Origin of the sequence: Pseudomonas oryzihabitans NBRC 102199 (assembly GCF_000730625.1) — a bacterium.
Classification (GTDB): domain Bacteria; phylum Pseudomonadota; class Gammaproteobacteria; order Pseudomonadales; family Pseudomonadaceae; genus Chryseomonas; species Chryseomonas oryzihabitans.
In genome coordinates this window covers 65,770-77,702 of sequence record NZ_BBIT01000020.1, presented here as the reverse complement: position 1 = coordinate 77,702, position 11,933 = coordinate 65,770, and the positions used below count along the sequence as shown (strand labels likewise).

Genomic DNA, 11,933 nt, shown 5'->3' with positions numbered 1-11,933 from the left:
AATGGCAGAAGACGCAACCCAGTGTACAGGCTCGCCGGTCTGCCGTTACCGTAAAGCAAAGCCGCTCATAGAGGAAGTTTCGTGGAACAGTCGCTCACTACCTGGTTGTTGCCCCTGGTCGCGCTGCTGATCGGGGTCGGGATAGGTTTTCTGCTGGCACGCCTGGTGCCGGGTGCCGCGCCGAGCCGGGTGCAGCGCCAGCTGGATGATCTGCAGAAGAAGTTCGACGACTACCAGCACGAGGTCACCAGCCACTTCAGCACCACCGCCGGCCTGGTGCGCAAGCTCACCCAGACCTACCAGGACATGCAGTCGCACCTGTCCGAAGGCGCCGAGCGCCTGGCCCAGGACGAACTGACCCGTCAGCACCTGCTGGCCTCGCTGCACAGCGCCGAGCAGCGTTACCCCTCCAGTCGCGAGCGCATCGACGGTCCGACCGAAGCGCCGCGGGACTACGCGCCCAAGGGTGACGGCACCCCCGGCACCCTCGACGAAACCTACGGCGTGAAAAGCCGCGGTTGATCGCCAAGGCCGGGGACTCCCCGGCCTTCTGCTTTCCGGCCTCCGCCCTCTGCACTCAGGGCGCGACGCCCGGCCCTTTTCCGGCCCGTCATGGCATAATCCGCGGTTGCAGTCTTTCGCAGGAGAACGCCATGCCCGCAGCGGCCAGTGGCCTGAGCCTCTACGGCATCAAGGCCTGTGACACCATGAAGAAGGCCCGCCTGTGGCTCGACGAGCACGGCCAGGCCTACCACTTCCATGACTACAAGCAGAGCGGCATCGACCGCGAGCGGCTGGCGGCCTGGTGCGCGGAGCATGGCTGGGACAAGGTGCTCAATCGCGCCGGCACCACCTTCCGCAAGCTCGACGACGCCCAGAAGGCCGACCTCGACACCGCCAGGGCCATCGACCTGATGCTGGCGCAGCCTTCGATGATCAAGCGACCCGTGCTCGATCTCGGCGACCGTACCCTGCTGGGCTTCAAGCCCGAGCTCTATGCCGCGGCCCTGAACTGATCCCGCGGCCACCGCCCCTACTACCGAACATCTCGCACCGACCGGATCGGTGCCTCTGCAAAGGAACAGTCTCATGTCGAATGCCCTCTTCAGTATCGCCTTCGGTGTCGGCACCCAGAATCGCCAGGACGCCTGGCTGGAAGTCTTCTATGCACAGCCCCTGCTGAATCCCCCGGCGGCGCTGGTCGAGGCGGTCGCGCCGCTGCTGGACTACCAGGGCGGCAACCAGGCCATCGCCTTCGCCCCGGCCCAGGCCCGCGGCCTGGCCGAAGCCCTCAAGGGCATCGATGCCGTGCAATCGGCGCTGCTGACCCGCCTGGCGGAAAGCACCAAGCCGCTGGTGGCCACCCTGCTGGCCGAAGACGCCGCGCCCGCCTCCACCCCCGAGGCCTACCTGAAGCTGCACCTGCTGTCCCATCGCCTGGTCAAACCCCACGGCCTGAACCTCAGCGGCATCTTCGCCCTGCTGCCCAACGTGGCCTGGACCAACCAGGGCGCCGTGGACCTGGCCGAACTGCCGGCCGAGCAGCTGGAAGCCCGTCTGCGCGGCAAGCTGCTGGAAGTCTTCTCGGTGGACAAATTCCCCAAGATGACCGACTACGTGGTGCCGGCCGGCGTGCGCATCGCCGATACCGCCCGCGTGCGCCTGGGTGCCTATGTGGGTGAAGGCACCACCGTGATGCACGAAGGCTTCGTCAACTTCAACGCCGGTACCGCCGGCCCCGGCATGATCGAAGGCCGCGTTTCCGCTGGCGTCTTCGTCGGCAAGGGCTCGGACCTGGGCGGCGGCTGCTCCACCATGGGCACCCTGTCGGGCGGCGGCAACATCATCATCAGCGTCGGCGAAGGCTGCCTGATCGGCGCCAACGCCGGCATTGGCATCCCGCTGGGCGATCGCTGCACCGTGGAATCCGGTCTCTATGTGACCGCGGGCACCAAGGTCGCCGTGCTGGATGACCAGAACCAGCTGGTACGGGTAGTCAAGGCGCGCGAGCTGGCCGGTCAGAGCGACCTGCTGCTGCGCCGCAATTCGGAAACCGGCGCGGTCGAGTGCAAGACCAACAAGACCGCCATCGAACTCAACGAAGCGCTGCACGCGCACAACTGAGTCCACAACCGGGCAGCCCGCCTCGCGCGGGCTACCCCGGAGCTGTCGCCATGTCGCTACCCTCCCCCTGGAGAGCCGAATTCCCGGCTTTCACCGCCTTCGCCGCCGACGGCATCACCTACCTCGACAGCGCCGCCACGGCGCAGAAGCCCCAGGTGGTGCTGGATGCCCTGCTGGCCAGCTACAGCCTGGGCGCGGCCAATGTGCACCGGGCCCAGCACTGGGCTGCCGAGCGCGCCACCGCCGCCTACGAAGGCGCCCGGGGGCGGATCGCCGCCTGGCTGGGCGCTGCCGCGCCGCACGAGGTGGTGCTGACCCGCGGCGCGACCGAGGCGCTCAATCTGCTGGCCTATGGCCTGGAAGACGCCTTCGCAGCCGGGGACGAGATTCTCATCAGTGCCCTGGAGCACCACGCCAACCTGCTGCCCTGGCAGCAGCTGGCCCGGCGTCGAGGCCTCGAACTCAGGGTCATCCCGCTGACCGCGAGCGGTCATCTGGACCTGGCAGCCGCCGAGCGGTTGCTGGGGCCGCGCACCCGCGTGGTCGCGGTCAGCCAGCTGTCCAACGTGCTCGGCACCTGGCAGCCGCTGGCGGAACTCGCGGTCTTGATCCGGGCACGCTCGCCGGCCTGGCTGGTGGTGGATGGCGCCCAGGGCGCGGTCCATGGGCGGCATCGCCCGGCAGACTTCGACGCCGATTTCTATGTGTTCTCCGGCCACAAGCTCTATGCCCCGGAGGCCATCGGCGTACTCTGGGGCAAGGCCGAGTGCCTGGCGCACCTCAAGCCCTGGCAATTCGGCGGCGAGATGGTGCAGCACACCACCTTCACCGACGCCCGCTTCCACGCCGCGCCCATGGGCTTCGAGGCGGGGACGCCGCCCATAGGCGCGGCCATCGCCCTGGGCGCGGCGGTCGACTGGCTGCAGGGCCAGGACGAGACGCTGATCCGCGGTCACGAGCAGGCCCTGAGCCTGAAGCTGCTGGCCGGGCTGGCTGCCCGCGACGGCGTGCGGGTGCTGGGTGAACCCCAGATCGCCCTGGCCAGCTTCCAGGTCGCGGGCGTGGACGTCGGCGATCTCTCCCATCTGCTGGGCGAACAGGGCATCGCGGTGCGCGCCGGTCAGCACTGTGCCATGCCGCTGTTCCAGACCCTGCAGACCCCCGGTGCGCTGCGGGTTTCCCTGGGCCTGTACAACGATGCCGAGGACCTGCAGCGCTTTTTCACCGCCCTGGACAACGCCCTGGAGCTCTTGCAATGAATCTGCTTCCCGATGCGGCGGAAGCCCGCCGCGCCTTTGTCATCGCCAAGGGCTGGGAGGCGCGCTCGCGACTGCTGCTGCAGTGGGCCGAGCGCCTGCCGGCGGTGCTCGAGGAGCGTGACGAAGACCTGGTACAGGGTTGCGAGAGCCGGGTACGCCTGACCCATGAAGCCCAGGGCGATCGTCACTTCTTTCGTGCCAGCAGCGAATCCCGGGTGCTCAAGGGCTTGCTCGCCGTGGTGCTGGTGCGCGCCAATGGCCTGACCCGCGAAGAGCTGGGCCGCCTCGACATTCACGGCTGGCTGGGCGAACTCGGCCTGGAACGGCAGTTGTCGCAATCGCGCAGCAACGGCCTGAATGCCGTGCTCACGCGGATGCGCGAACTGGCGGCCTAGCCTTCGCCGGCCGCGGGATTGCGCCGCGCGCGGAAGAAGTCGGTCAGCACCTGACCACAGGCCTCGGCCAGCACCCCACCCTCCACCAGCACCCGGTGGTTGAGGAAGTCCTGCTCGAAGAAGCGCCCGCGGCTCTGGGCCATGCCGGCGCGCGGCTCGCTGGCGCCATAGACCAGGCGCTGGATGCGACTGTGGACGATGAGGCCGGCGCACATGCTGCAGGGTTCGAGCGTCACATAGAGCGTCGCGCCAGGCAGCCGGTAGTTGGCCAGCCGCGCGGCGGCGTCGCGAATCGCCTGCATCTCGGCATGGGCGCTGGGATCGTGGGCACCGATGGGGCGATTGAAGCCGCGGCCGATGACCTCGCCATCGAGCACCACCACGGCGCCGACCGGCACCTCGCCCTGGGCGGCGCCCTGCTTCGCCAGGACCAGGGCCTCGCGCATGAACAGGTCATCCCGGCTGCGGTCGATGATGGGCAAGGGGCGGAAGCGGGCCATGACTGAACTCTGGACAAAGCGTCATGATACCGCCGTCAGCCCGCGAGACCAGTCGCAGGATCCGCGGCCAAAGATGAACCCTTCGGCAAAAAATGATCGCGATAATGGTTATCAGGTACTGCGAATGCGAAAATGGTGCGGTGACTGCTGGCAGCGCGTGAACGGCATCACATTCACAGCCATTCGGTGCTAAAGCTTTAACAGGACCGCCTCGTTGCGGTCCTATTCAAGAGTTCATCTGAGACAGTCGCATGATTGCTGCACCCTCCGGTCAGTCCCTGCAAAGCTGCGAAAGCGAGCCGATCCGCATTCCAGGCGCCATCCAGGCACACGGCTACCTTATCGCGTTCGATGAGGCGGAAGGGCTGATCAAGCATGCCAGCCGCAACCTCCCCGAGCTGTTCGGCAAGCCCCAGGTCGAGTTGCTGGATCGACCACTGCAGCAGGTCCTGCCCCTCGAGCTGTACGAACAGGTGCGGCAGGCGCTGACCCTGGAGCATCTGGAAGAAGCCAATCCGCTGAGCTGGACGCGCCCGGCCCGCGACATGGACGTGATCCTGCACCGCAGCCATGGCCTGGTGTTCCTGGAATTCGAGCCGGACGACCATGGCGGTGTCGAACCCGCCGGGCTGGCCCGTGCCCTGGCCCGCCTGCAGCAGGCGCGTACCCTGCCCGAGCTGTGCGAAGGCGCGGTACGCGAGGTGCGCGCCCTGACCGGCTTCGATCGGGTGGTGGTCTATCGCTTCGATGATGGCGGCGATGGCCAGGTAGTGGCCGAGGATCGGGTCGACGACATCGACAGCTACCTGGGCATGCACTTTCCGGCGAGCGATATCCCCGCCCAGGCCCGGGCGCTCTATCACGAGAACTGGATCCGCAACATTCCCGACGCCCAGTACGAGGCGATCCCGCTGGTACCGGCCTTTCTCCATGGCACCGAGCGCGACCCCATCGATCTGACCCATGCGGTGCTGCGGAGCGTCTCGCCCATCCACTGCCAGTACGTGCGCAACCAGGGTCTGCGCGCCTCCATGAGCGTGTCGCTGATCAGCGACGACAAGCTCTGGGGACTGATCAGCTGTGGCCACCGCGAACCCCTGTATCTGCCCTATCGCACGCGGATGGCCTGCCGCTCGGTCGGGGTGCTGGTATCGCTGATGATCCGCGCTCTGGAGAATCGCCAGGTGCAGCGTGAGATCGACGCCCGCGAGGCGCAGCTGGCAGCCCTGATCCAGGGCATGTGCGACAGCCGTGGCGAGGTGCTCAGCGGACTCTGCGAAAGACCCACCGACCTCTTGGAGCTGGTGGATGCCGCCGGGGTCGCGGTGTTGGTGGAGGACGAGCTCTGCACCCTGGGAGAGTGCCCCGGCGCGGAGGACATTCGCGTCCTCGCCGCCTGGGTCACGGCCGAGATGGACACTTCGGGCATCTATGCGACTCGCTGCCTGGCCGACGAATTGCCCGACGCCCGCCGTTACAGCGCCAGCGCCAGTGGCGTGCTGGCCCTGACGTTGCCCAAGCCGGTGCGCAACCTGGTGCTCTGGTTCCGCCCCGAGATCGTTACCACGGTGGTCTGGAGCGGTAACCCGGCCAAGCTGGAAGCCACGGTGCCCATGCCGGGTCCAGGGCTCAACTATCCGCATCCGCGGCGTTCCTTCGATGCCTGGAAGGAGCTGGTACGGCTGCGTTCCGAACGCTGGCGCCAGGCCGATCTGTTCGCCGCCAAGGACCTGCGCCGCTCGGCCATCGAGTTGGATCTGGCACGCCAGGTCGAACGCGAGCGGCAGGCGGTGCGCTTGCGCGACGAGATCGTCGCGGCGGTCTCCCATGACCTGCGCAGCCCCATCACGATCATCCTGATGAAGGTCGGGATGCTGCAGCGCCAGCTGGAAAAGCTGGCCCCGGGCGATGATCGCCTGCCCGGTTCGCTGGAGGTGATAGAGACCGCGGCCAATCGCATGAATGCCCTGATCAGCGACCTGCTGGACCTGTCCAAGATCGAATCGGATCGCCTGGCGCTGGATCTGAAGCCCGCGCGCCTGGCCGACGTCTGCGCGCAGCCCATCCTGCTGTCGCGCCCGCTGGCGGAGATCAAGAACATCAGTCTGGAATACGCGGCCGATCCGGAGCTCCAGGTCCTGGTGGAAGCCGAACGCATCTTCCAGGTACTGATGAATCTGCTGGGCAATGCCATCAAGTTCACCGCGCCGGGCGGTCTGGTACAGCTCAGCATGCGGCAGGTCGGCAACCTGGCGGAGATCAGCGTGACGGACAACGGTCGCGGCATGAACCAGGCGCAGCAGGCGCGGGTGTTCGAGCGGTTCTGGCATGTCCAGGAAGACAACCCTACCGGTCATGGGCTGGGGTTGTATATCGCCAAGGGCATCGTCGAAGCCCATGGCGGCGAGCTGAGCGTCACCAGCGCCCTGGGCGAAGGCAGTACCTTCCGCTTCACCCTGCCCATCGCGCCCTAGCGTACCCGGACGAGAGAAAAGAAAGCCCCAGTGGCCGACAGCGACGTTGAAACCACCGGGGGAGCGCTGGGCTCGCTGTAATGGACGTCAGCGAAACGCCGCGAATTCCCGCCTTTCGTCGGGCTGCAAGGGTCATTTTCTTCAATACCGCCAGGGGGCATCCCCGCTAGGTTCAGGTCTCCACAACTGTCGAGACCTCGCGATGACCCTGATCCTGTCCATGGCCGCCTTTGCCCTGGTGGCGTCCCTCTCTCCCGGCCCGGTCAATCTGGTGGGCTTCAACACCGGCCTCACCCACGGCTGGCGACCGGCCCTGTGGCATGTCGCCGGGGCCACCCTGGGCTTCGTCGTCCTGCTGGTCGCCGTCGGCCTCGGCCTGCACGAGGTGCTGGCCGCCTGGCCGGCGCTGCTCTGGATCCTGCGCGTGGCGGGCGCCCTCTTCCTGCTGTACCTGGCCTGGAAACTGGCACGGGCCTCGGGGGACCTGGGCAGCGGCGCAGTGGCGGCCTGCCCGGGCTTTCGCGACGGCGCCCTGCTGCAATGGCTCAATCCCAAGGCCTGGCTCGCCGCCGCGGCCGGGGTGGCACTGTTCGTGGGCGAGGATCGCGGCCGCCTGGCGCTGTTCGCCGGCCTCTACCTGGTGATCTGTTTCGCCTCCCTGGCCTGCTGGGCGGTGGCCGGTCAATGGCTGCGTGGCCGCGCCCTGACGCCAGGTCGCCTGCGCCTGCTCAATCGCGCCCTCGCCACGTTGCTGGTGCTCTGCGCCGCTTCGCTGCTATGGGAGGGCTGACGCGGCGCGATACTGACCGGGGGTGGCCGCCACCAGGCGCTTGAAGGTGCGCTGCAGGTGGGCCTGGTCGGCGAAACCGGTGGCCAGGGCGACCTCGGCCAGCCCCTCGCCCTGACGCAGGCGTTGCCGCGCCAGGCGGATGCGCCGGTCGATCAGATAGGCATGGGGCGTCAGGCCAAAGCGCCGGCGAAAGCTGCGAATCAGCTGGGTGGGCGAGAGATCCGCCACCTGGCTGAGTTGGTCCAGGCTGACTCCTTCGCCGCAATGGGCATCGAGAAATTCGGCGGCGCGCCTCAGCCGGCGATCCTCGCGCACCGGCACCGCCGCGGCCGGGGTGCGACCCAGGCGGGCCAGCACGGCCTCGAAATACAGCAGCGCCTGGCTCTGGCGCTGCAGGGTGAGAGTGTCGGGATCCACCAGGCAGGCATGCAGGGCTTCCAGGCCGGCATAGAGCTGGCCGTCCCGCGACAGCTGCGCCGCCAGGGGCTGGAAGTCGTCGCGCCCCGGACGCTGCAGCTCGGCCAGCCAGCCAGCATCCACGTGCAGCATGCGATAGCGCCAGGCAGCCTCGCCCTGGGGATTGCAGGCATGGACGTCACCGGGATTCATCAGCACCAGGGTCCCCGCCCCCACCAATTCGCGGGTCCGACCGTTGTGATAGCGACTGCGCCCACCCAGCACGGTGCCGATGGAAAAGGTCTCGTGGGAATGCGGGGCATAGCAGAGCGCGCGGCCGTCCTGGATGGAACGGGCTTCGAGAAACGGCAGCGCGGGATCGCGCCAGAACTGAGGGACGGCACCGGTAGCGGTCATGCGGCAGGGATTCCGGGACGACGGACCGGAGCAGTCTAGACGTCGTCCCGGAAGGGGGAAAGTCAGGCGTCAGCGGGTGGCGGCGTCTTCGGCTTCCTCCAGCAGGACGTCGGCAGTGATCAGGTAGTCGGCGTCGGGGTGGAGTTCGGCGCCCAGCGCCAGTTGCTGCGCCGCGGCGGCCAGGGTCGGGGCGCCCTGGTAGGTGGCGTTGAGTTCGGCCAGCAGGAGGCCCATGTCCTTGTGCATCAGCGCCGCCGGGAATTGCGGGGCGAAGTCGCCATCGCGCAGCGCCGCCAGCTTGCGCTGGTGATGGGGCGAGAGCACCGCCAGGTCGCCGAACACCTCGAACAGCACCTCGGCATCCAGGCCGGCGCGGGTGGCATAGGCCAGCGCCTCGGCCAGGGCGGCGAGTCCGGCGCCCATCAGGCCGTTGATGGCCAGCTTGATGGCGGCGCCCTGTCCGGTCGGACCGACGTGGTGCACGGTCTTGCCCAGGGTCTCGAGGATGGGACGGGCGCGCTCCACCGCTTCGGGTTCGCCACCGGCCAGGACCACCAGTTGCGCCTTTTCCGCCTCGGGCGTGCTGCCGGACACCGGGGCCTCGACCACGGCGATACCCCGGGCGCGACCGGCCGCCTCCAGGCGCAGCGCCAGCGCCGGCGAGTTGGTGCTCGTGTTGATCAGCAGACGACCGCTCTCCAGCCGGGCGAGGACGCCGTCGGGGCCGAGCAGCACCTGTTCGAGGATGGCGTCGTTGGGCAGGGAGACGATCACCACCTCCGCCTGGGGCAAGAGGGTCGCCAGGGGCTCCATGGGCGTGCCGTGGCGCTCGCCGTCCTGCTGGTGCTCGGCATAGGCGCTGACCGCATAGCCGGCCTCGCGCAGGTTGGCGCCCATGCGCTGGGCCATGGCACCGAAGCCGATGAAACCGATCGAGGGATGGGCGGACATGACGAGACTCCTGGGTAAAGGATGGGTGGTATCTCGACTGCCCCCGACGACGGGGGTTCCGCCGGCTAGATCCCGCTCAACGTCTCGCGAGCTAGAGACAGACAAGGCGCAACGACCTGCGGGAGTAACAGGCGCAGCCTGGCCCGAAGGGTGAGCGCTAGCGAATCAAAGACCTGAGGAAGCGGATCGGACCCGCGCTCGGGTTTACGAGTGGTAAATGAGCATTGCGACGGGGCCGCCTAGGCCGGGCTGGCGACCCAGGGTCTTTTCAACGCAGTTTGGCCGACGCGCAGCAGACGTTGAGTGGGATCTAGATCCCGCTGAACCAGTTATAGCCCTGGTCCTCCCAATAGCCACCGGGATAGTCGTTGGTCACGAACAGCGCCTGGATGTGCTTGGGATTCTTGAAGCCGAGCTTGGTGGGTACCCGCAGGCGCAGCGGGTAGCCGTAGTCCGGCGGCAAGGCCACCTGGCCGAAGTCCAGCGCCAGCAGGGTCTGGGGATGCAGCGCCGAGGCCATGTCGATGCTGGAGTAGTAGCGATCGGCGCACTTGAAGCCGACGTACTTGGCCGTGGTGTCGGCACCGATGCGTTCGAGGAAGGTGCGCAGCGGCACCCCGCCCCACTGGCCGATGGCGCTCCAGCCTTCGATGCAGATGAAGCGGGTGATGTCGGCGCGCTGCGGCAGGCGGCGCAGGTCTTCCAGGGTCCAGGCCTGCTTGTGGGCGACCAGGCCGGAGACCTCCAGGCGATAGTCGCTGAGATCCACTTCCGGGACGTTGTATTCGGGGTAGAAAGCGTTGAAGGGAAAGGGATTGGTGATCTGGCTGGAGGCATAGGTGGGCGCCAGGCGCTCGCGGCCGAATAGCCAGGCCTGCACCCGGTCGTTGAAGCGCGACATGGACCAGAGCACCTTGTCGACTTGGTCGCCGTCCTGCAGGTTGCAGCCGCTGAGCATCGCCAGGGCACCCACGGTCAGGCCCTGCTTGAGCAGCAGGCGTCGTTGCAGATTTTCCACCTGCCGCTGTTGCGCCGGTTCCAGGCGCAGACGTTCACGCCGACTCATCGTCAACCTCCTCGTGCGCCCGGCCGGTGATCATCGGCGGCAGGGTGCGGGGGACCAGGATGACCAGGGCCAGGTGCACGACGACGAACGCGCCGATGCCGGCCATGGCGAAGAAATGCACGTAGCGGGCGGTGTCGAAACCGCCCAGCAGCGCGACCAGCCCTTGCAGCTGCACGGGTTTCCAGATGGCCAGCCCCGAGAGCACCACCAGCACCCCGAGGGCGAGCACACCCCAGTAGAGCAGGCGCTGCACGGCGTTGTAGGTGCCCAGCTGGTGGCCAAGCCGCAGACGTGCGGCGGCGATGAAATCGCGGCCGATGGCGCGTGGCGACAGGGGCAGGAAATCGCGCCGGAAGTGGCCGCTGAACATGCCATAGAGCAGATAGACCAGGCCGTTCACCGCGAGCAGCCAGAACACCGCCAGGTGCCAGGCGATGGCGCCGCCCAACCAGCCGCCGAGGGTCGACCAGGCGGGAAAGGTGAAGGAGAACAGCGGCGAGGCGTTGTAGATCGCCCAGCCGCTCATGAACATGCAGGGCATCGCCAGGGCGTTGAGCCAGTGGGTGAGGCGCACCGGCCAGCGATGCACCAGGCGCCGTCGCGAGGTGGTCATGGGGTTCCCCTCCACGGAAAGTTGGACGCGGTCGCCAGGCGACCGCTTAACTACATGGACTATTCAAAGCCTTGCGAGCTAGCGCCAAACAAGGCGAAAGGCCCTAAGGAAGCGGATCGGACTCGCGCTCGAGTTTACGAATGGTAAATGAGCATTCCGACCGGGCTGGCGACCCAGGGGCTTTTCAACGCCGTTTGGCCGACGCGCAGCTGGCTTTGGGTAGTTCATTACATGGGCGGGGTGAAACCGTCCTTGCCTACGGCCACGCCCTTGGCGTGCTTGCCGTCTTCGGCGGGGAACAGCACGACCTTGGCACCGGGCTTGAGCAGGCTGCGGTCGCCCTTCTCGACATAGGCGATGGGCACGTCTTCCGGCACCACCAGCTGCTTCTCGCCGCCCTTGTACTGCACGGTCAGGGTGCGGCCGTTGGCCTTCTTGAGTTCGCCCACGGTGCCGTTGGTCATGGTGCCGGTGCTGCCATCGGCATTTTCCCAGCCGTAGTGGCCTTCGCCGGAGCCGCGCAGGCTGGCCTCGAACACCGTCACTTCCAGCGCCTTGAGGGTGCCGTCAGGCTGCGGTGTGGCAGCGGAGCCGATGAAGCTGTTGGCTTCGATGCGATCCAGGTTGGCCTTGGATACGGCGCGGTAGCTGGTCTTGTCATCCAGCATCAGGGTCTGGTGGGCGCCATTGCGGGTGGTGAAGGCCAGGGTGTCGCCCTGGACGCTGTCCACCGTGCCGCGCATGGGCTTGACGGTGGGCATGGGCGCGGCCTGGGCCAGCAGGGCGCTGCCGGCGAGCAGCAGAGCAAGGGAACCGCGGAGCAGAGTCTGGGTACGCATGAAGCCTCCTGGAATAGGGAATCGCCCCGCCACAGTGCGACGCGTGGGGGGTCAGCAAGATGACCGGCGAATGACAAAAATGTCACCCAGCGCAGCGACCGGAAGCCCT

The 11,933-nt window shown here is 67.5% G+C and carries 13 protein-coding genes; 7 read left to right on the top strand and 6 right to left on the bottom strand.

Annotated elements, in window-relative coordinates; all coding sequences use genetic code 11:
• The first annotated feature begins 81 nt into the window (after positions 1-81).
• From POR01S_RS20015 to POR01S_RS19995, 5 genes are all read left to right on the top strand, one after another.
• Complete coding sequence (locus POR01S_RS20015; RefSeq protein WP_007160614.1) at positions 82-522, top strand: Z-ring associated ZapG family protein; 441 nt, start codon at positions 82-84, stop codon at positions 520-522.
• A gap of 131 nt (positions 523-653) precedes the next feature.
• The gene (locus tag POR01S_RS20010) at positions 654-1,016 is read left to right on the top strand and encodes an ArsC family reductase (protein ID WP_042137937.1); all 363 of its coding nucleotides are present in this window, start codon (positions 654-656) and stop codon (positions 1,014-1,016) included.
• 73 nt (positions 1,017-1,089) lie between these two features.
• Positions 1,090-2,124, top strand: a complete 1,035-nt coding sequence (gene dapD / locus POR01S_RS20005) for a 2,3,4,5-tetrahydropyridine-2,6-dicarboxylate N-succinyltransferase (RefSeq protein WP_042137936.1) — start codon at positions 1,090-1,092, stop codon at positions 2,122-2,124.
• 50 nt (positions 2,125-2,174) lie between these two features.
• The gene (locus POR01S_RS20000) at positions 2,175-3,383 is read left to right on the top strand and encodes an aminotransferase class V-fold PLP-dependent enzyme (RefSeq protein WP_042137934.1); all 1,209 of its coding nucleotides are present in this window, start codon (positions 2,175-2,177) and stop codon (positions 3,381-3,383) included.
• Positions 3,380-3,778: a SufE family protein gene (locus POR01S_RS19995; protein ID WP_007160618.1), complete on the top strand. Its 399-nt coding sequence runs from the start codon at positions 3,380-3,382 to the stop codon at positions 3,776-3,778. The genes POR01S_RS20000 and POR01S_RS19995 overlap by 4 nt, the downstream gene beginning before the upstream one ends.
• On the opposite strand, the gene tadA is transcribed toward POR01S_RS19995, so the two are convergent.
• On the bottom strand, positions 3,775-4,278 hold the full coding sequence (gene tadA / locus POR01S_RS19990; RefSeq protein ID WP_042137932.1) for a tRNA adenosine(34) deaminase TadA: 504 nt from the start codon (positions 4,276-4,278) through the stop codon (positions 3,775-3,777). The two genes, POR01S_RS19995 and tadA, sit on opposite strands and share 4 nt — an antisense overlap.
• 251 nt (positions 4,279-4,529) lie before the next feature.
• Here tadA and POR01S_RS19985 point away from each other — a divergent pair, with 251 nt between their 5' ends.
• Together POR01S_RS19985 and POR01S_RS19980 are read left to right on the top strand one after the other, a co-directional pair.
• Positions 4,530-6,752 (top strand): ATP-binding protein, encoded by a 2,223-nt coding sequence (locus POR01S_RS19985; RefSeq protein ID WP_042137930.1) that lies wholly within the window; start codon positions 4,530-4,532, stop codon positions 6,750-6,752.
• Between the two features lie 202 nt (positions 6,753-6,954).
• On the top strand, positions 6,955-7,542 hold the full coding sequence (locus POR01S_RS19980; RefSeq protein ID WP_042137928.1) for a LysE family translocator: 588 nt from the start codon (positions 6,955-6,957) through the stop codon (positions 7,540-7,542).
• On the opposite strand, the gene POR01S_RS19975 is transcribed toward POR01S_RS19980, so the two are convergent.
• The 5 genes from POR01S_RS19975 to POR01S_RS19955 all read right to left on the bottom strand — a co-directional run bounded on the left by POR01S_RS19975 (position 7,528) and on the right by POR01S_RS19955 (position 11,824).
• Positions 7,528-8,355, bottom strand: a complete 828-nt coding sequence (locus POR01S_RS19975; RefSeq protein ID WP_027601548.1) for an AraC family transcriptional regulator — start codon at positions 8,353-8,355, stop codon at positions 7,528-7,530. The genes POR01S_RS19980 and POR01S_RS19975 overlap by 15 nt on opposite strands.
• Positions 8,356-8,424: 69 nt before the next feature.
• Positions 8,425-9,306, bottom strand: a complete 882-nt coding sequence (locus POR01S_RS19970) for an NAD(P)-dependent oxidoreductase (RefSeq protein ID WP_007160623.1) — start codon at positions 9,304-9,306, stop codon at positions 8,425-8,427.
• Positions 9,307-9,616: 310 nt separating this feature from the next.
• A complete protein-coding gene (locus tag POR01S_RS19965; protein WP_042137926.1) occupies positions 9,617-10,372 on the bottom strand; it encodes a molybdopterin-dependent oxidoreductase in 756 nt (251 codons plus the stop codon).
• Positions 10,359-10,985, bottom strand: coding sequence for a cytochrome b/b6 domain-containing protein (locus POR01S_RS19960; RefSeq protein WP_042137924.1), 627 nt, complete (start codon positions 10,983-10,985; stop codon positions 10,359-10,361). The genes POR01S_RS19965 and POR01S_RS19960 overlap by 14 nt, the downstream gene beginning before the upstream one ends.
• Positions 10,986-11,212: 227 nt before the next feature.
• Complete coding sequence (locus tag POR01S_RS19955) at positions 11,213-11,824, bottom strand: hypothetical protein (protein WP_007160626.1); 612 nt, start codon at positions 11,822-11,824, stop codon at positions 11,213-11,215.
• Positions 11,825-11,933: the final 109 nt, after the last annotated feature.

What these genes read in the sequence shown, in the direction of transcription:
- tadA (WP_042137932.1), bottom strand. Translation starts at nt 4,278, where the DNA reads ATGGCCCGCTTCCGCCCCTTGCCCATCATCGACCGCAGCCGGGATGAC.
- POR01S_RS19955 (WP_007160626.1), bottom strand. Translation starts at nt 11,824, where the DNA reads ATGCGTACCCAGACTCTGCTCCGCGGTTCCCTTGCTCTGCTGCTCGCC.
- POR01S_RS19960 (WP_042137924.1), bottom strand. Translation starts at nt 10,985, where the DNA reads ATGACCACCTCGCGACGGCGCCTGGTGCATCGCTGGCCGGTGCGCCTC.
- POR01S_RS19980 (WP_042137928.1), top strand. Translation starts at nt 6,955, where the DNA reads ATGACCCTGATCCTGTCCATGGCCGCCTTTGCCCTGGTGGCGTCCCTC.
- POR01S_RS19975 (WP_027601548.1), bottom strand. Translation starts at nt 8,355, where the DNA reads ATGACCGCTACCGGTGCCGTCCCTCAGTTCTGGCGCGATCCCGCGCTG.
- POR01S_RS19985 (WP_042137930.1), top strand. Translation starts at nt 4,530, where the DNA reads ATGATTGCTGCACCCTCCGGTCAGTCCCTGCAAAGCTGCGAAAGCGAG.
- POR01S_RS20000 (WP_042137934.1), top strand. Translation starts at nt 2,175, where the DNA reads ATGTCGCTACCCTCCCCCTGGAGAGCCGAATTCCCGGCTTTCACCGCC.
- POR01S_RS19995 (WP_007160618.1), top strand. Translation starts at nt 3,380, where the DNA reads ATGAATCTGCTTCCCGATGCGGCGGAAGCCCGCCGCGCCTTTGTCATC.
- POR01S_RS19965 (WP_042137926.1), bottom strand. Translation starts at nt 10,372, where the DNA reads ATGAGTCGGCGTGAACGTCTGCGCCTGGAACCGGCGCAACAGCGGCAG.
- POR01S_RS20010 (WP_042137937.1), top strand. Translation starts at nt 654, where the DNA reads ATGCCCGCAGCGGCCAGTGGCCTGAGCCTCTACGGCATCAAGGCCTGT.
- POR01S_RS19970 (WP_007160623.1), bottom strand. Translation starts at nt 9,306, where the DNA reads ATGTCCGCCCATCCCTCGATCGGTTTCATCGGCTTCGGTGCCATGGCC.
- dapD (WP_042137936.1), top strand. Translation starts at nt 1,090, where the DNA reads ATGTCGAATGCCCTCTTCAGTATCGCCTTCGGTGTCGGCACCCAGAAT.